Below are 18,674 nucleotides of genomic sequence, written 5' to 3'. Positions count from 1 at the left end.
TGGGAAGCGTAGCTTTTTCGGAAGTACGCGCGGCAGGAGTCGTGAGCATCGAAGTAGGGTGTTTGGAGGTGAAATGACAAGTGAAAGGTTGGGTGGCAGCCACAAATCGGCCCGCCGCAACCTAAGCCGAAGGTGCCGGTACTAAGTCGGCGGTTTGCTCGAAGGCACGCCCCATGCCCCGCTGCGCCATAGCGGCTTTTATTTCGTCGAGAATGGCGGGGTCGTCGATGGTTGAGGGAGTGCTGAAGGCTTCGCCATCGGCCAATTGGCGCATGGTTTTGCGCAGGATTTTGCCCGAACGCGTTTTGGGCAGGCGCTTTACCACCAGCACCTGCCGGAAGCAAGCCACCGCCCCAATCTTCTCGCGAATGCGCTGCACCAACTCGGTTTCGAGCTGCGCTTCGCCAATGGTCTGCCCGTCTTTCAGCACCACCAGCCCTACGGGTCGTTGGCCGCGCAGCTCGCAGGCAATGCCCAGCACGGCACACTCGGCCACGGCCGAGTGCGCGGCCAGCAGTTCTTCCATTTCGCCGGTGCTCAGGCGGTGGCCCGCCACGTTGATCACGTCGTCGACGCGGCCCATGATGTAGAGGTAGCCCTCAGCGTCTTGGTAGCCGCCGTCGCCGGAGAGGTAGTAGCCCGGAAAGGTGCTCAGGTACGATTGCCGAAACCGCTCGTCGTCGTGCCAAAGCGTGGGCAGGCAGCCGGGCGGCAGCGGCAGGTGCACCGCCACCAGGCCGGTAGTACCGGCGGGCACGGGTTGGCCGGCTTCGTCGAGGATCTGCACATCGTAGCCCGGCACGGGGTGGCCGGCCGAGCCAGCGCGTGGCGCGGGCATATCGGCCAGGCCCACCATAGTTGCCAGCATCGGCCAACCCGATTCGGTTTGCCACCAGTGGTCGACTACAGGCACGCCTAGGTGCGCTCCGGCCCACTCGTAGGTGGCAGGGTCGCACCGCTCGCCGGCCAAAAACAGGTGGCGCAACGAGCCGAGGTTGTAATGTTTCCGCAGCAAGCCTTCGGGGTCTTCCTTCTTGATGGCCCGAATGGCCGTAGGCGCCGTGAACAGCACGCTTACCCCGTGCTCTTGAATTACGCGCCAGAACGCGCCGGCATCGGGCGTGCGCACGGGTTTGCCTTCGTACAGCACCGAGCTGCAGCCGTGCAGCAATGGCCCGTACACGATGTAGCTGTGCCCCACGGCCCAACCAATATCCGAAGCGGCCCAAAACGTTTCGCCGGGCTGCACGCCGTAAATGGCACTCATGCTGTACCTAAGGGCCACGGCATGGCCGCCGTTGTCGCGCACCACGCCTTTGGGCTTGCCGGTGGTGCCGCTGGTATACAGAATATACAGCGGATCGGTGGCCGCAACGGGTACGCAGGCGGCTGGCTCGGCCCGCAGCAAGGCTTGGTAATCAACATCGCGGCCGGGCTGCATGTGGGCGTGCACGCGCTGGGCAAGGGCGTCGCGCTGCAGCACCACCACATGGGCGGGTTTGTGGCTGGCCTGCTCAATGGCGGCATCAACCAAAGGTTTGTACGGAATGATTTTGTCGATTTCGATGCCGCCCGACGCTGAGATTATCACCTTGGGTTGGGCATCGTTGATGCGCACGGCCAGCTCGTGCGGGGCAAAGCCCCCAAACACTACCGAGTGCACGGCACCTAGGCGCGCGCAAGCCAGCATGGCCACTACCGCTTCGGGCACATTGGGCATGTAGATGATAACCCGGTCGCCGTGGCTTACGCCTAGGTCGCGCAGGCCACCGGCAAAGCGGGCCGTGAGGTCGAGCAGCTCGCGGTAAGTAAACCGCCGCACGGTGTTGGTCACCGGCGAGTCCTGGATAAGTGCCACTTGCTCGGCCCGCCCATTGGCCACGTGGTAATCGAGGCACAGATAGCAGGTGTTCAGCCGTCCGCCTTTAAACCAGCGGTACAACCCTTTTTCGAAGGCAAGCGGCTGCATGGGCTGCGTATCCCACTGAATGGCCTGCGCCTGCTCGGCCCAAAAACCGGCCGGATTAGCGAGGCTGGCGGCATGCGCCGCAGCGTAGGTTGAGGCGGGAGCAGGTTTCATGGCGCAGGTTGTGGGAGTAGCGCGGGCTTCAGCCCGTGTTTGCTAGAACAGTGACATCAGAACGACCACAGCGAAATGCTGGCAAGGGAACGAAGCCGACGCAACGGTTATCGTGCTGGCGGACGTGGGCTGAAGCCCGCGCTACATCACGTCGTCAGCGGGGCCAGCTCGCAAACTTTCTCGAGGAGATGGCGCGTGGAAAAGGGCTTGGTTAAGTACAGATCGGCGCCGGCTTCGTAGCCCTTCTGGATATCGGCTTCGCGGCTTTTGGCCGACAGAAATATCACCTTGGTTTCCTGATGCCCGGGCAGTTGGCGCAGGTGGCGGCATACGTGGTAGCCATCCACATCGGGCATCATGATATCGAGCAGCACCACGCCAAACGGCTCCCGGTCGATGGCTTCGAGAGCCTCGGTGCCGTTGCGGGCAATGCTCACGGCATAGCCGGCTTTGCGGAGTAAAAATTCCAGCGACATCACGATGTTCGGTTCGTCGTCGACGACCAGTACTTTATGAGCAGCTTCGGTTGTTTTCATGGGTGTTGGGTAAGCGGTAGTGAAGCGACAGCAAGGACGCGAAAAACAGCGTTTGGCGCACCCCTACCGTAACGCGGGGCAGATACCCTAGGTACTAACGAGCGGCAGCGCCACCGGCAGCTCTACCCAAAAGCGGGCACCTTGCTGCGGGGCACTTACCACGCCAATGCGGCCGGCGTGTAGCTCCACAATTTTCTTGGTGATGGCCAGGCCCAGGCCCGAGCCTTCGGGCTTGCGCATGGTTTGGTTTTTGGCCTGAAAGAACTTGTCGAAAATCAGCTCGTGGTAGGCGGGGTCGATGCCTTTTCCGTTGTCGCTGACGGTGATGCGCACTATGCCACCCGCGGCAGCTTCGGCGGCAATACCGATGCGTCCTTCGTCGGGCTTGCACGATTTCACGGCGTTGGAGAGCAAGTTCACGAGCACCTGCATCAGCCGGTCGCGGTCGGCGGGCACCCGTGGCAAGCCAGGCGGCACCACCACATCGAGGGTAAGCTGCTTGTCGCGCACGAGCTGGCCCACGGCCTCGGTAGCGTCGTTGATTACTTCGGCAACGTCCACGGGCATGCGCTCCAGCGTTGCCTTGCCCGATTCAAACTTTTCCAGATCGAGCACCAGCGTAATGAGGCGGCTCAGGCGCTCGGCTTCTTTGGTAATGGTGCTCTGAAAGCGGAAACGTTCTTCCTCGTCGATGTCGGGGTTGTCGGCCAGGATTTCCGAAAGCGCCCGGATGCTGGTGAGCGGCGTGCGCAGCTCGTGCGTAACAGTGTACAAAAACTCATCCTTCTGCTGATCCAGCTCGCGCAGGCGGTCGTAAGCGCCTTGCAGCTCCTCGGTGAGGCGCTGCAGCTGCTGCGATTGTTTGCGCAGCTTGCGGTTGGCTTCGAGGAGTTGTTGCGACTCGCGCAGCACGCCCACTACGTTATCAAAACTCATCTCCTCGGCCCCCACCGAGGTTGCCAGCAACAGCCGCGCCGAAGCCGGCCCGATGGTACCGGCCAACAAGGTTTCGGCATAGGCCAGCAACCTAGGGTCGGCGTGGGCTACGGGGGTGCCATCGGCAGCGTGCACAGCGGCATCGGGGTAGCGCTCCTCAAACTGCCGCAGGGCTTGGTTGGCGCGCTTCCGGCCCAAAAAACCCACTAGTAAGGCGCGCAAATCGGGCATGGGCGCAGCGCCCTTCCAGGTGGCGGGCGCATCGGCCGTGTTGCCCAACCGAAACACATCCACAAAGGCCTCGGCCTGGCGCTGCTCGGTAGCCGTTGGCCGGCCGGCCAGCGAAACGCCCACGTACAGGCCAATGTTCAGCAGCCAGCTCCAAAACAAGCCGTGCGGCAGCGGATCGAGGCCTTCGAGACCCAACAAGGCTTCGGGCCGCAGCTCGGCCACGGCACCGGCCCCGTGGGTAAGCACCGAGGCGGGCACCATGTGGGTACCGCCAACCGTGGGCAGCACCAGCGTAAAAAACCACGCCGCGAAGCCGCCAATTAGCCCGGCCGTTGCGCCCATGCGGGTGCCGCCCTTCCAGTACAAACCGCCCAATACGGCCGGCGCCAACTGCGCCACCGCCGCAAACGACACCAAGCCAATGTTGACGAGCGGCAGTTGCCGGCCCACTGTGGCGTAGTAAACGTAGGCGAGCAGCAGTACCAGCACCACCGCCGCGCGGCGGCTGTGCAGCACTACCCGCCCTAGGTAAGCAAACCACCGCGGCTGCAGCTGGGGCCGCGAGGCGGGTATGCGCACCAGCAGCGGCATGAGCAGGTGGTTGCTGATCATGACACCCAACGCAATGGTCTCCACAATAATCATGGAGCTGGCTGCCGATACGCCGCCTAAGTAGGTAAGCAGCGCCAAGCCCGTGTGCCCGCTGCTCAGCGGCAGGGCTAGCACGAAGGTGTCGGCATCGGGGCCGCCTGCACCTAGGCCGAAGCGTAGGGCCCCACCCAGGGCCACGGGCAGCACAAACACGTTGATAACGATGAGGTACAGCGGAAATAGCCACATGGCTTTGCGCAGGTGGTCTTCGCTGGCATTTTCTACCACGGCCACCTGAAACTGCCTAGGCAGCAGCAAAATGGCGGCCCCGCTTAGCAGCAGCAGCGTTAGCCACTTCGATGGGCTGGTACCGGCCCCCTCGAGCGTAAACAACCGTTGCAGCGCGGGCACGGCCTCGGCTTGGTTAAATACGTCGGTGAAGCCGCCAAACAAGCCAAACGTTACAAAGGCCCCCACCGCAAGGAACGCCACCAGCTTGATCAGAGACTCCAACGCAATAGCCAGCACTATGCCTTCGTGCCGCTCGGTAGCCTCTACCGAGCGCACCCCAAAAATGATGGTAAAGAAGGCCAGCGCGGCAGTGGTATAGAACGCAGTGCTTTGAGCCAGCGCACCGTCCGCTGGCGGCAGCGCCGATAAGGCCGCGGCACCGTGCGTGAGGATATCGAACGACTGTGCAATGGCTTTAATCTGCAACGAGATATAAGGCACCACCCCCAGCACGCACAGCACCGTAACCAAGGCACCTAGGGAGGCGCTTTTGCCGTAGCGAGCCGAAATGAAATCGGCCAACGAGGTGAGGCTTTGCAGCCGGCAAATGCGGATGATTTTGCGCAGCACCAGCCACCACACCGGCGCCAGCAAGGTGGGACCTAGGTAAGTAGTAACGAACTCGGGGCCTGAGTGCGCCGCCCGTCCCACGGAGCCGTAGTACGTCCAGGCGGTGCAGTACACGGCCATGCTCAGGGCGTACACGTAGGGATTGCTCACAAGGCTGCGCCGCCGCGCCGAGCGGTGCTCCGCGGCGTAGGCCACTGCAAACAACAGCAGCAGGTAGCCCAGCGAACAGCCAATTACGAGCAGTTTATTCATGAGTAAGTGCGGGGTGGCGCGTGGGGGAGCGAGGCGAGCCAGCTGAAGCGCTTTGCTGTGGTAGTCGAGCTGGGTTAATGTTCTGTTTTATGCCGTACCAGCCAGCCCGTTAGCAGTACCACCAGCAGCCACACGGCCAGGATGTAGAGGTACAGCACCGGCACCCCGGAAAAGCGCAGTGGCCGATCGACGATGGCCAGCAGCGGAAACGTGAGCAGCACCGTGCACAGCGCGGCAATAAACAGCAGGCGCTGACCGCGGCGTTGTTCGGCTTGCTCGGGGGCTGATGACGGTTGCATAGCGCGGAGGTAATGGTGCTGACAAAAGCTACCGAAAATCCTAGGTAAGGGAAAGTCCGCCGCCCCCAACGGAACGGCGGACATTTTTTCCAAACCAACTTTAGCACGAACGGTACTGCAGCTTTCGGCCTGTGAGCGGGCCTGCCCCCTGCAGCGTTGGGCATGGGTACCTAGGCGTTTTCGGGCTGCTCTTCAATCAGCTTCACGTTGCGCACATCCTTCATCAGCGCCATGCCGATAATCCAGCAGATTAAGGCAATACCCACGGGGTAAACCAGGCCCGCCAGGAAGCTATTGTCTTTCACGAAGGGCGAATCGGCAGCGGCAGCGCGCAGGGTAAGGGCCGTGGCAATCAGCGGCACAAAGCCCCCGAACACCCCGTTGCCAATGTGGTACGGCAACGACAGGGAGGTGTAGCGCACTTTGGTGGGGAACAGCTCGACTAAGTAAGCCGCAATCGGGCCGTAGGCCATCGTTACGAACAATACCAGGCAGAATACCAGCGCCGTCATCGGGATAATCTGCGGCGTGAGGGCTTTCATCACGGCTGGCACGGCATTGCCAGCGGCATCAATGGTAGCGGGCGTAACCTCGGTAATAGGCCCCGCAAACTGCTTGATACCGTAGAAGATGGGTATTGTAAACAGCGCGCCGCAGAGCAGGCCCATCATGATAATTTTTTTGCGGCCAATACGGTCCGATAACGAACCGAAGTACACGAAGAATGGCGTGGCCAGCAGCAAAGCCATGCACAGCACCAGGCTGGCATCCACAATGTCCATCTTCAGCGTGTTCTGCATGAAGGAGTAAGCGTAGAACTGACCCGTGTACCACACTACCCCCTGCCCCATAGTGGCGCCAAACAACGAAATGAGCACTAAGCGGCGGTTTACGGGGTTCAGGAACGACTCCTTCAGCGGATTTTGGGTGGTTTTGCCCTCGGCTTTAGCCTTGGCGAACAGCGGCGACTCGTGCAGCTTGCGGCGGATATAGTACGAGGCAATTACCAAGAAGCCCGACAGCAGAAACGGAATGCGCCAGCCCCACTCCTTAAATTCGACTTCGCCCATAATTTTACGCGTGGCGATGATCACCAGAATGCTCAAAAACAAGCCGGCCGTAGCGGTAATTTGAATAAACGAGGTATAGAATCCGCGCTGCTTATCGGGCGAGTGCTCGGCCACGTAGGTAGTGGCACCGCCGTACTCGCCACCTAGGGCTAAGCCCTGCAGCAGGCGCAGCACCAGCACAATCAGCGGGGCAGCAATACCAATTTTATCGTGGCTAGGGATGAGGCCCGTAACGAAAGTGGCCCCGCCCATAATGAGCAGCGTGAGCAGAAAGGTGTACTTGCGGCCGATCATGTCGCCGATGCGGCCAAACACCAGTGCCCCAAACGGGCGCACCACAAAGCCGGCCCCAAACACGGCCAGCGCCCCGAGTATGGTATCCTCGATTTTACCTGCCGAGCCAAACAGCACCGGCCCAATAATGGCCGCCAACGAACCGAAGATGTAGAAGTCGTACCACTCGATAACGGTACCCACCGACGAGGCCGTGATGACCTGCCAGATCTTGCTTTTCGACACGTTGTTGTTGTCGTGGGCCAGCGGCTCGGCGGCCATACCGCTGAGGTTGCCCGCCATGGCGGCCGTGGCGGCGGCGTCGCGGTTAGGAAGGTTATGTGCCATGATGTTTCGGGAAGTAGAGAAGTTGAAAAGGCGTTTCGGCGACGATTGGCTTACAAGAAAACCTGCGTTTGCAAGGTGATTTCGGGGCGGTACTTCACACCGTTGACGCGGGCCGGCCCCTCGGGCGTGGGGGTTTGGTTGGTGAAGTCGGGCCGGTGGCGGTAGTTGATGGTGAACTTGGCGTTGTGCCCGTCGAGGTAAAAATTGGCGCCCGCGTCGAGGATGTTCACGTTCTGAATGTTGCCGTTGGGCTTGCGCAGGCCCTCGTAGCTGGCCAGCAGGTAGGAGGCGTAGGGCTGCAGGCGCACTTTGGGGCCGAGCGTGTTTTTGGGCAGCAGGTAGCCCGATTCGACGAAGCCAATGTTGCCGGTGCCGGAGTGCGGCACGGCGTTGCCGCGCAGCGCGCTGGCGCCGTAGCCCGGGTTGGAGGCCCCAATGTAGCGCACGTGGTTCGGCCCGAAGTTGTAGTTGTAGTACACGCCGTACACGGTAAAGGCCGTGCCTTTTTCCTTATTGATGGGGGTGTCGAAAAACACATCGGCCGAGAGCAGCGCGATGTCGTGCTTGCGCGTCGGAATCAGGTCGAAAACGTTGGCGCCTGGCTGCCCGGCGGCCATCATAACGGGGCCGTTTACCACGCTGGAGGTAGCCCGCGAGTACATGCCATCGGCGTTGTACAAAAAGCCGCCGCCTAGGTTAAACACCCGCTTGGTGCCTAGGTAGCTGCCCACGTTGAAGGGCAGCAGGTTCGATTCCTGCTCCAGAAACTCCCAGCTCAAATACCCCTGAAAAATGTGCTTGGTGCTTTGGGGATTGTACTGCGCTACGTTGGTGCCGGTGCTGGTAACGGCCGTACCCGTGCCGGTCGTCACGCCCAACGAAAGCGGTGTGCTGGTCTGATTCGTGAGAAAAGTCTCGTTTACTGAGAATGCGTAGTCGAGTTTACTTACGCGTCCTTTGGCGTAGGCCCCAATGCCGCGGGCAAATTGGTCGGCGGTTTCGATGATGGGCCAGTTGGTAAGCGGCGCATCCAGCGTGAGGAAGTTGAGGGTGCTGGAGCGCGTGAGGCGCGACAGGCCGTTTTGGTAGTGCATACCCGAGCCCAGGCTCAGGTACTTGTTTACCTTAAACTCCACCACAGCCTCGTGAATGAACAACTGGGGCTTTTTGCCGTCGGCGGTGGGGTTTACGCCCCCGCTCACGGCCGTTTGGTTGTTGATGCCGATGTGCGTGTAAATCAGGAAGCGCGGGTTCAGCTGCGACAGAATGATGAGACGCGAGCGACGTACCGCAAAGTCAACCTGATCGGCTTGAGGCTTGCCCTGTGCCCGTAGCGTGCCGGTGTTGTTTTGGGTGTAGCGCGTCCAGATTTGGTGCCAGGTAATAAACCGCAGGTACTTCGAGCCATCGGGCGAGAGGTTCACCTTCATGCCCGCGCCGTACGGCACCGACTCTGCCGGTGGCGGGGGCGGCGCAATTGCCTGCTGCGACTGCGTAGGCGGTGCCGGCACGCCTGGCGGAATTGGTTGCGGCGCGGGAGCCGGTGCCGTTTCGGTGGGGCTTGCAGGCACCGGGGGCGTAGGCGTTTGCGGCGTGCTTGGCTGCGCTGGCGGCGTAACCTGGGCCGCAGCACCTCCACTCGCAAGCAAAGCACTCAAAACCAATGCGTAGCTGGCTTTCTGCATGATGTTTTGGTTGGTTGATGTGGAATGGGATACACACTAACCGTACACCGAGGGGGGGGACTAGCGGCGCGGCCCAACCAAGTAGAGAAATCCAACGGGCGAAGTCACGCGCGTGCTATCGTTCCGCTAAGCCTATAGTTTTTCGCCTAGGAGTGCTTAAACCGCTCCCACCGAATCAGCATGAATTTGTCGCCCAATTCTGTCACCACCAGCCCCGCTCCTTTCAGGTTCTTCGGGTCCTGAAAAAATGCTGTCAGCTCCTTCTGATTTAGAATTTGGTACGTCGGGTGGTACTCGGTTTGCCTAGGTGCCTTCACGCCGTACTTCTTCACCCAGTTCATCACCGATACGTGACTGACACCTAGGAGCCGTTCAATTTCGCGGTAGCTCACACCCTCGATGTAGAGTTGCAAGGCTTTGATGACGTAGTACGAGTTGATTTCGCGGCCTACCTTGGCCACCGTGAAATGATACCCGCAGTTTTTGCACTTATAACGCTGCCTATCGCCGATAACGCCGCTTTTGGTAGCATCCGTGGAGTCGCATTTAGGACAAGGCGGCTTATTCATCGGTGGTACAGCAGCGGAGGTTGCGCTGCTATACCTAGTTAGCAAACATATAGCAGATTAGCAAAGTATAGCTAATTTGAGATTCTGCACCCACACTAAGAGCCTATTAACTTCCTCTTCATGGCGAAGAAAATCAGAGGCCTACGCCGGCACTACAATCGTTTTGTTCAGCTTAAGCAGCATCCGGAACATCTTCCAATTGAGCGTCTCTACCAGCATAGCTACGCTCACTCCCAATTGGGCCTGCATCCCTGGGTGGGGTGGTCTTTCGCCAGTAACCCGCCTACACGTTTCCGACAACAAGCCGTCCTAGGTCTACTGAATACGTTTTGGAACTGGCAGCAGCAGTTCGAAGCTCTGCCCGAGCCGTATTATGCGGCCGTTTGGGTAACGGATTTGAGTTTCCGCGATTCGCAAGTGGTGGTAGGCATTCGGGAACGAATTGAGTGGTACACACGCCTGCACTCCTCTGCTATACTGCCCACCCCACAATTGCCTGCGGAGTACCGCAACCTAGCTGGTGTAGAGCAGCTTCAATGGGCAGCTTACCACGAAGAGATACCGCTCTGGCCCGATGAGTTGCCCGTCGGCATCCTACCTGACCAGTACCGCAAGGCCACTACCGACCTAGGCGAGGAATATTGCCTCCTGCGGAGCGGGGGCACCGTTTGGGTCGGTCAGCTACTCAGCTCCTAGCCGTCATTTACATCCGCAGCAGCGTTGCCAACACCGCATCAACAGCTAAGGCCATGCGGCCGAAATCCAGCTTCTCGATGCTGTCGGTAGCGTGGTGGTAGTTGCGGTTGCGGAAGAAAGCCGTGTCGGTGAGCATAAGGGCCGAGTAGCCGAACTGCCAGTAGTTCAGATGGTCGGAGAAATCGATGCCGGGCAGCGCGGCAGGCGCCTGAAAGCGGCGTACCGGCAGCTGGGCCATGCGTTTGTAGGTGCGAGCAAAAGGCCTGCTGAAGCTGCCGTTGCCAAATTTGCGGACGGTAGTAACGTAGTTACCCCGGCTGCCATACACCAGCTTTAGGGGCCCAAACGGGTAGTGCTGCGAGCCTTTGCGCTCATCGAAATACCCCAGCATCTCCAGCGACACCATTCCGAGCACCGGCACCTTGGCATCGTGCAGCGACTGGGCGTGCACGTAGCTGCCCATTTGCTTAGTGCGGAAGTAAGGCGGCTCTTCGAGGGTATAGGCTACCAGATCGATGCGGTGGCGGAGCTGACTTTGCTGGCCCAGCAGGCGGGCCAACTCGAGCAAGCTAGCCACGCCCGAGCCGTTGTCGTCGGCGCCCGGTTGCGTGCCGCACACATCATAATGGGCACCTACAATTATCCTAGGTGCAACGGCGGGCCCAAAGGAGCCGATAACGTTGCGGTAGGTGTTGCCGCCAGCGTGGTAAGGCTGCTCGCTCACGCGGGCACCGGCCGCCCTTAGCTGCCGCCCTAGGTAGGCCGCCACGGTATCAAGCACTTGCACTTGCTCGTGGTTGCGGGGCTGAGGCGTACTAACCAAGTACCTGAGGTGCTGGCGTAGCCGGGCTGAGTCGGCCGACATGCCCATGGTATCTGCCACAAATCCGCTTACCAGCATGCCGGTTAGCACCAATACCCGAAAATGCATAAACTGCGGAGCTATTATCGCTAAAGAAATCGGCTTTGAAGTTATCTATTCGGCGCGTATCCATGTCGCGAATTTTCCTTGTGCTACTCGCAGCACTGGTTTACTTCCACACGGAAGCAAGCGAACCAATGCTGATCTGGTTTCAGCTGCTAGCCGGTTTGCTAGTAGCCGCGCTGTACGCGCAGCTTGACCTCACCCTATCAAGGTACTCCCTTGCAATCCGACGTCTTTTCTGGCCTTTGCTCAGCGCTCTGTTCATGAGTATTCCGTTGATGCTCCCAATTTGGAGTGTACAGTCGTACATCACGAAGCAGCGGGCCAACCTTATTATCGATCGGCTGGAGTCATTCCGCGGAAAACACGGCCATTATCCCAATTCGTTAGCCTTGCTTGTGCCCGCGTATCTACCCAAGGTTCCAAGCACTGCAGAGGGCCTAATAAAAGGTCGACCATTTGATTACAGGGTGACGCAGGATTCCTCGCTTCCCGCTCAACAAAAAACGCCCGCTGCAAACTTTTCCCTTGGCTATTACAACGGTTCCATGGTAACTGTCACTTACAACAGTACCACCAACAAGTGGCATTCGGAGGATTAACAGCAACGAATTCGCGCCAAAGCCAGAACTTCGGGCGCAAATACTGTTTGCCGTTCATGCCCACCCCTGCTCCTACCGCTTCGTTTCGTACCATCACACCTGGCACGCTTAAAGGCCCCGAGTGGCACCAGTTTATGCTGGGCGCCGTGGCACCTAGGCCCATTGCTTTCGTCAGCACCATCGACCGCGAAGGCAACGTGAACCTGAGCCCGTTCTCGTTTTTCAACGTGTTCAGCTCCAACCCGGCCACGCTTATTTTCTCGCCGGCCAACCGCGTGCGCGACAACACCCAGAAGCACACCCTCTACAACGTGCGCGACGAGGTACCCGAGTGCGTCATCAACATCTGCGACTACCCGCTGGTCGAGCAAATGTCGTTGGCCTCCACGGAGTACGAGCGCAGCGTCAACGAATTCAAGAAAGCCGGCCTTACGGAGCTGAAGTCTGACATGGTACGGCCGCCTCGGGTGGCCGAGTGCCCGGTGTCGTTTGAGTGCGTGGTGGAGCAGGTAATTGCCATCGGCAACGAGCACGGCGGCGGCAACCTGGTGGTGTGCCGCGTGGTGCAGTCGCACTTCCGCGAAGACATCCTGCTGCCCGGCAACGCAGGCGTCGATCCGCATAAGTTTGATGCGGTAGCGCGGCTCGGCGGCGACTGGTACTCGCGCGTAATCCCCGAGAGCCTGTTTGAGGTGCCCAAGCCCAACCGCAATAAAGGCATCGGCATCGATCAGCTGCCCGAGCACATTCGCCTTTCCGATGTACTCACCGGCAACAACCTAGGGCGCCTCGGCAACATCGAGCAGCAAGCCCTGCCCAGCCCCGAAGCGGTGGCGGCGTTTCGTGAGGACCCGTTGGTAGCCTACACCCTCAACAAGTACCGCGACAACCCAACCGAGCTACGCCAGCAATTAATGCTGCTCGGAAAGAATATTCTGGAAGAAGGCCGCCTCGAAGAAGCCTGGAAGGTGTTGCTCCTGGCAGCCGAATAGTTAGGATGGAAGCACCCGTTTAAAAACAAAAAACGCCCGGACTGCTCCGGGCGTTTTTTGGTTAAATCAATGTTCAGTTCAGTCGCCGCAGTGCGGTGTGCCGAGCAAGCCGTTGTTGTAGCGGTCGAGGCGGTCGGTTAACGCACTGGTCGACGACGGCGACAAGTAACCCGAACCACCCACTACCAGGCCACCAATCAGCCGATCAGCCTGCGAAATAGTGCTTGTAACAGGCGACGTCCCGTTGCAGTTGGCCGCGTTCAGCTTCGCTGCAATCAGCTGGTGAGCCAGCGAAATCAAGCCATTGCCTTTAACCGGCGTTTTCAGAATTTCGAGGAGTTGATCTTTGCTATAAGTGCCGTTACCCAAGGTGAGGGTGCTTACAGGCCAGTTGTTCGGGTGGTTTTTCCAGTAACCCTGGGTGTAAGTGCAGCAATTGCTAGGCGGCGGAGTAGCACAGAACGTGAGGTTATCGATACCCATCGAGCCCCCTATGATTACCTCAATAGAGGTAACATCGGGTACGCTGCCTAGGTCGACGATAGCCACCCCGTTCGAACCAGTGCTTGGAAACACAACGGTGCTGAGCAAGGTAGCGCCATTGTAGAGCAGCGCACGGCCGTATTCTTTTTCCGCCGCCTCGATATCGATTACCGTGATGGACTTAGCCGTGACCGAGCCTACACTGGCGAAGTCGAACGTGATGGTGCCGTAATCCGAGACGGAACCGCTGAAGTCGTCGTCGTTGGGTTGCGAAACCGAGAATTCCTTATAGTTGTGCAACACAAGGATATTGCCCAGCGGTTTATTGTTGATGTATGGCCCGCTGATGCCCGCGTCGCCGGTACCAGTGCCCCCATGCACCCAGTTAGGGGTGCCCAAATCGTTGTCCTCGGAGCTGGAAAGCGGATTGGTACTGAACACAATTGCCTCGTTGGCTTGTGTATAGTGGGGGTTATCGGCCCTTACCCCTACGGTTACGCCGCCGGTGCTGCTAATGGTACTGCCGGCTGCCCCAAGCAGGGTGCCGGCCGAAACGTTGTTGAAGGTAATCTGATCTTCTACACAGGTGGTGGTAATGTTGTTGATGGCGGCATCAGCCGAAGGCAGGTTGGCTGGCTCTACGTCATGCTTCTGACAGCTCGCTACCAGCAACAAGCCGGTAACAAGTACTGTGATACCATAATGTTTCATGTGGTTGGTGTGATTTGGGGGTGATGTACTTGCAAGCAAAATCCAGTTACTGCAGGCGGAGTACCAATCTCACCACATAGGGCGCAGGGGGCTCGAAGGAAGTATCATAATAAATCTAGGAATGATTATGTATGTAATCAAGCTCAACCCTGATCCTTGGAAGCTATTCACACCAGCTTGGCTCATCTATACGAAAAATATAAACATCTATATAGCTGCCGCTTACCTCGATAACTCAAAAGAAATAGACGTTTAATATCTTTTACCAAACAATTGCAAATAGCGCCCAAAAAACCGGCAGAGCCGAACGCTAAGTGCGTTCGGCTCTGCCGGTTTCAGTCTTATTTTGTGGCTTAGTTGAAGAGCCGCTCCATTTCGAACAGGGTGAGTGGCAAAGCCTCCCAACCGGCCGCGGTCAGCGTGTTGTGCAAGGCTCCTTCTGCCACTAGCGGCGCCACCAACGGCTTCTGCGGAAACTGAGCTTCGACGGCGCGCAGCATACGCAACGCCCACCCCTGCCGCCGCGCCTCTTGCCGCACAAGCAAGCTTACCAGCACCGTGCGCTCGGCATCGGGGCGCACAATGGCGTACACCTGCTCGCCTAAGTGGTAGGCGCGGTGCGGAGTGGCCAGGCCTGGCAGGCTTTCGGCCGCAAACATCCACGGCAGGTTTGCGTCGCCTTGTTGCGCTACCAAGCGGGCCACCTGCAGCGGATCGACCTCTACGAGCTGCTCAGTACCGATGGCGCCGTTATCGGGCATGCGGCGAAAGCTCGTGAGGGTGCGCGCTTTGGCAAACCCCAGGCGCTCATAAAGCCGAATCGCGGGTTCGTTCGGCGTAAACACCTCCAGCAACATCGACTTATCGCCGCGCGCGGTGGCTTCGTCGATAGCGGTTTGCAGCATGTGTTTACCTAGGCCCTGCCCCCGCGCTTCCACCACCAAGCCCATAGCAGCCACGCGGCTCGTCCAACCACGGCGGGCGATGTATACTACGCCAACCAATTCGTCGCCGCTGAACCACAAACGGCTTGCTTCGGGGTCGAGATGCTCGCTGCGGAAGCGCCGCTCAAACGAACCCGCATCGAAGTGCATGGGCACGAAGTACTGCTCGAAGGAGCGGTTCATGGCGTCGGCCAAGGTGGCCGAGTTGCACTCCAGCACAGTGCGCGAGGTAAGCAAATCGAGGGTAAAGGGCATAGCTGAATGATTTGCGGCAACAGACACCCGACTTGAGTTAATGTTGCGCTGAATCAACGAGGCACTGCTAGCAAACAAGAGGAGCCCCGGCATTGAACCGGGGCTCCGTAGCTTAAAACCTTCACGTTATCAGCTCAAGTAGCCGCAACCGTGAATGCTGTTGTTCTAATTACGCACCGCAATCATCAGCCCCAGTTCCTTGTAGCGCAGGTTGAATCGGCGGGCAATGGTAGCGTTGGTGAGCGAGCCTTTGTAGAGGTACACGCCCGAGCGGAAATGCTCGTCGGCAAACAGAGCTTCGTTGATGCCACCGTGCTGGCTGATTTCCTGCAGAATGGGCATGAAGATATTGCTCAGGGCATTGGTAGCGGTGCGGGGCACGCGCGAGGCAATGTTGGGCACGCAGTAGTGAATCACGTCGTACTTGCGGAACACCGGCTTGCTGTGCGTCGTGATTTCGCTGGTCATAAAGCAGCCGCCCTGGTCGATGCTCACGTCGATGATTACTGAACCCGGCGACATGGTGCTTACCACGTCTTCCGACACCATAAAGGGAATGCGGCCTTCCTCGGCGTTCAGGGCGCCAATCACCACGTCGGCGCGGCGGATTTGCTGGTTAAGCGTGAAACCGTCGAAGGTGCTCGTGAAGAGTTGCGGCGCACCCAGGTTTTGCTTGAGGCGGCGCAACTTGTAGAGGTGGTTGTCGAACACCTTTACATCGGCGCCCAGGCCAATGGCAGCGCGGGCCGCGTACTCGGCCACGGTGCCGGCACCCAGGATAACCACCTGCGACGGCGGCACCCCAGTAATACCGCCTAGAATGATGCCCTTGCCCTCGTTGGAGCGGGCCAAGTATTCGGCCGCAATCAGCATTACCGTAGAGCCGGCAATTTCGCTCATGGCCCGCACCACCGGCTTAGCGCCCGAGGGGTCCTTGATGAGCTCGAAGCTGATGGCGTTGATCTTCTTGCGCTGCAGAGCGGCAAGGTATTCAACGGTAAGCGAGCCGAACTGCAGCGCCGAAATAAGGGTTTGCCCGGCATGCATGTGCTCCATCTCGTCGAGCGTGGGCGGAGCAATTTTCAGCACCAGATCGGCCTCGTATACCTCTTTGGGGGTGTACACCACGCTGGCGCCCGCCTCGGAGTAGTCGTGGTCGGAGTACTTGCTGGGCTCGCCGGCGCCGCTTTCCAGCACTACTTCGTGGCCCTCGTTCACGAGGTGCTTTACCGCTTCGGGCGTAAGGCCTAGGCGGTTTTCCTGCAAGGAGGTTTCGCGGGGTAAGCCAATGAACAGCTTGCGGCGGCGGGTTTCAACGGCCAGCATGGATTCCTGGGGCACATAGGCACGGCCAGGGTTCGTCGCCAACGACGAAAAGCCGGGTGGTAGCTGTTCGGGCATTCTTGCGGGGGCGTGGTAGCTCGGTTAGGCGGAGTGGGCGGATGCTGGTGGCCTAGGTCATTTCGCGCTGCACTTGCACCCGGCGCGACTCGGGCCCGGTTACCTCCACGGTAACGAGCAGCCGATCCGACGGTAGCAGCGGCCCGACGCGACTCGGCCACTCTATCAGGCAAAGATAACCAGAATCGAAGTACTCCTGTGCCCCAATTCGTTCGGCTTCTTCAACCGAGTCGATGCGGTAGAAGTCGAAATGATATATAGGATGATTGCGGCTGTCGCGGTACTCGTTGACGAGGGAGAAGGTAGGGCTGCTCACCTCATCGTGCACACCTAGGGCTTTGCACAAGGCCCGGATGAGGGTGGTTTTGCCAGCGCCCATCTCCCCTTCCAGCAACACAATGGGGCACTGTTCGGCTTCGATGGCGGCCTGCAGTTGCTGGGCGGCAGCGGGTAAGGCATGCAGCGTTGGTATCTCGATAATGGTTGGCATAAAACAAAAGTACTGGCCCGGGCAATGCCGGCACACTCTTGCTGTGCCCGACAACAAAAACGAACCGCCGGCCTAACTTGCGGGGCCTACGCCCACTTAGGGCGCCGCATCTCTGCACCTGCTGAACACTAACTCAATGCAAGTTTCTAAAATGGCCGGCAGCCTGATCGGCTCCGAAATTATCAAAATCGGCAACGAGGTAAACGACATGATCCGGAAGGGGGAGCAAATCTGCAACCTCACCATCGGCGACTTCGACCCAAGCATTTACCCAATTCCGGCGGAGCTGGCCACTGAAATAACCCAGGCTTACCAAGCAGGCAACACCAACTATCCGCCCGCCAACGGCGTAGCCGAGCTGCGCCAAAGCGCTACTGAGTTTCTGCGGAGCCGCCTAGGTCTCGACTACTCCCCCAACGATATTCTGGTGGCCGGCGGCTCGCGCCCGCTCATCTATGCCACCTACATGGCCCTCATCGACCCGGGCGACAAGGTGGTTTTTCCGGTACCCTCCTGGAACAACAACCGCTACTGCCACCTCTCGGGCGCACAGGGCGTGATGTTGGAAACCTCGCCCGAAAACAACTTTATGCCCACCGCCGCCGAGGTGGCGCCGCACCTGCCGGGGGCTACGCTGCTGGCCCTCTGTTCGCCGCTGAACCCCACGGGTACCATGTTCGCACAGAAGGACCTGGAGGAAATCTGCGATTTGGTAATTGCCGAAAACAAGCGCCGCGGCCCCGATGAGAAGCCCCTGTACATCATGTACGACCAGATTTACTGGCTGCTCACCTTCGGCAACACCGCGCACTACGACCCCGTGAACCTGCGCCCCGAGCTGCGCGACTACGTCATTTACATCGACGGCATTTCGAAGGCCTTGGCCGCTACGGGTGTGCGCGTGGGCTACGCTTTTGGCCCCAGCAACATCATCGACAAGATGAAGGCCATCCTGGGTCATATCGGGGCTTGGGCACCCAAGGCCGAACAAATGGCCACAGCGCACTACCTACCCCAGCAAACCAACGTGGATAGCTACGTGAGTGGCTTCCGCGAGAAAATTCAGCAGAGCTTGGGTGCGCTGTACCGCGGCCTCAAAGATCTGCAACAGCAGGGCTACGCAGTTGATGCCATTGTGCCCATGGGCGCTATTTACCTCACCATCAAGCTCGATGTGCTGGGCAAACGCACGCCCGCTGGCCAGGTGCTCAGCTCCACCAAGGAGCTCACGTCGTACCTCATCAGCGAAGCACGCGTGGCGTTGGTGCCGTTCAGCGCGTTTGGCACCGAAGGCACGGCACCGTGGTTCCGGGCATCGGTGGGCGGCGCTTCGCTGGAATCAATCCAGGCAGCTTTGCCGCGCTTGCAGGCCGCTTTGGATGCGCTGCAATAACGTTCTGGCGATATCAGGAGCCTACTAACGCAAACGACAACCGCCCGGGCA

At 59.3% G+C, this 18,674-nt stretch carries 16 protein-coding genes; 4 read left to right on the top strand and 12 right to left on the bottom strand.

Annotated features, from left to right (window positions below; translation table 11 throughout):
• Positions 1-121 precede the first annotated feature (121 nt).
• From ASU33_RS13050 to ASU33_RS13020, 7 genes are all read right to left on the bottom strand, one after another.
• On the bottom strand, positions 122-2,080 hold the full coding sequence (locus tag ASU33_RS13050; RefSeq protein ID WP_059071267.1) for a propionyl-CoA synthetase: 1,959 nt from the start codon (positions 2,078-2,080) through the stop codon (positions 122-124).
• Positions 2,081-2,226: 146 nt separating this feature from the next.
• Positions 2,227-2,616 (bottom strand): response regulator transcription factor, encoded by a 390-nt coding sequence (locus ASU33_RS13045; RefSeq protein ID WP_059071266.1) that lies wholly within the window; start codon positions 2,614-2,616, stop codon positions 2,227-2,229.
• 87 nt (positions 2,617-2,703) lie between these two features.
• Positions 2,704-5,487 carry a sensor histidine kinase gene (locus ASU33_RS13040; protein WP_059071265.1) on the bottom strand — a complete coding sequence of 928 codons (2,784 nt, stop codon included), beginning with the start codon at positions 5,485-5,487 and terminating at the stop codon, positions 2,704-2,706.
• A 74-nt stretch (positions 5,488-5,561) separates the two neighbouring features.
• Complete coding sequence (locus tag ASU33_RS13035; RefSeq protein ID WP_059071264.1) at positions 5,562-5,786, bottom strand: hypothetical protein; 225 nt, start codon at positions 5,784-5,786, stop codon at positions 5,562-5,564.
• Between the two features lie 170 nt (positions 5,787-5,956).
• Positions 5,957-7,411, bottom strand: coding sequence for an MFS transporter (locus ASU33_RS13030; protein ID WP_059071484.1), 1,455 nt, complete (start codon positions 7,409-7,411; stop codon positions 5,957-5,959).
• Positions 7,412-7,527: 116 nt separating this feature from the next.
• Positions 7,528-9,162, bottom strand: a complete 1,635-nt coding sequence (locus tag ASU33_RS13025) for a hypothetical protein (protein WP_059071263.1) — start codon at positions 9,160-9,162, stop codon at positions 7,528-7,530.
• Between the two features lie 146 nt (positions 9,163-9,308).
• Entirely contained in the window at positions 9,309-9,731 is a 423-nt protein-coding gene (locus ASU33_RS13020; RefSeq protein ID WP_059071262.1) for an IS1/IS1595 family N-terminal zinc-binding domain-containing protein, read from the bottom strand.
• Positions 9,732-9,851: 120 nt separating this feature from the next.
• On the opposite strand from ASU33_RS13020, the gene ASU33_RS13015 reads away from it, so the two are divergent.
• A complete protein-coding gene (locus tag ASU33_RS13015; RefSeq protein WP_059071261.1) occupies positions 9,852-10,427 on the top strand; it encodes a hypothetical protein in 576 nt (191 codons plus the stop codon).
• Positions 10,428-10,434: 7 nt separating this feature from the next.
• Here ASU33_RS13015 and ASU33_RS13010 read toward each other — a convergent pair whose 3' ends face one another.
• Positions 10,435-11,358, bottom strand: coding sequence for a M28 family peptidase (locus tag ASU33_RS13010; protein ID WP_078063106.1), 924 nt, complete (start codon positions 11,356-11,358; stop codon positions 10,435-10,437).
• A gap of 62 nt (positions 11,359-11,420) precedes the next feature.
• On the opposite strand from ASU33_RS13010, the gene ASU33_RS13005 reads away from it, so the two are divergent.
• Both ASU33_RS13005 and ASU33_RS13000 read left to right on the top strand, forming a co-directional pair.
• Complete coding sequence (locus ASU33_RS13005; protein ID WP_059071260.1) at positions 11,421-11,954, top strand: hypothetical protein; 534 nt, start codon at positions 11,421-11,423, stop codon at positions 11,952-11,954.
• Between the two features lie 56 nt (positions 11,955-12,010).
• A complete protein-coding gene (locus ASU33_RS13000; protein WP_059071259.1) occupies positions 12,011-12,946 on the top strand; it encodes a flavin reductase family protein in 936 nt (311 codons plus the stop codon).
• 78 nt (positions 12,947-13,024) lie between these two features.
• Here ASU33_RS13000 and ASU33_RS12995 read toward each other — a convergent pair whose 3' ends face one another.
• From ASU33_RS12995 to tsaE, 4 genes are all read right to left on the bottom strand, one after another.
• A complete protein-coding gene (locus ASU33_RS12995; RefSeq protein ID WP_059071258.1) occupies positions 13,025-14,140 on the bottom strand; it encodes a hypothetical protein in 1,116 nt (371 codons plus the stop codon).
• A 353-nt stretch (positions 14,141-14,493) separates the two neighbouring features.
• The gene (locus ASU33_RS12990; RefSeq protein ID WP_059071257.1) at positions 14,494-15,339 is read right to left on the bottom strand and encodes a GNAT family N-acetyltransferase; all 846 of its coding nucleotides are present in this window, start codon (positions 15,337-15,339) and stop codon (positions 14,494-14,496) included.
• A 165-nt stretch (positions 15,340-15,504) separates the two neighbouring features.
• Positions 15,505-16,740, bottom strand: coding sequence for an alanine dehydrogenase (locus ASU33_RS12985; protein WP_059071256.1), 1,236 nt, complete (start codon positions 16,738-16,740; stop codon positions 15,505-15,507).
• Positions 16,741-16,792: 52 nt separating this feature from the next.
• On the bottom strand, positions 16,793-17,230 hold the full coding sequence (gene tsaE / locus ASU33_RS12980; protein ID WP_059071255.1) for a tRNA (adenosine(37)-N6)-threonylcarbamoyltransferase complex ATPase subunit type 1 TsaE: 438 nt from the start codon (positions 17,228-17,230) through the stop codon (positions 16,793-16,795).
• Between the two features lie 136 nt (positions 17,231-17,366).
• On the opposite strand from tsaE, the gene ASU33_RS12975 reads away from it, so the two are divergent.
• A complete protein-coding gene (locus tag ASU33_RS12975; protein WP_059071254.1) occupies positions 17,367-18,623 on the top strand; it encodes a pyridoxal phosphate-dependent aminotransferase in 1,257 nt (418 codons plus the stop codon).
• The last annotated feature ends 51 nt before the right edge of the window (positions 18,624-18,674 follow it).

Origin of the sequence: Solirubrum puertoriconensis (assembly GCF_001483135.1) — a bacterium.
GTDB classification, from domain to species: domain Bacteria; phylum Bacteroidota; class Bacteroidia; order Cytophagales; family Hymenobacteraceae; genus Solirubrum; species Solirubrum puertoriconensis.
This window is presented reverse-complemented; position numbering and strand designations above follow the sequence as displayed.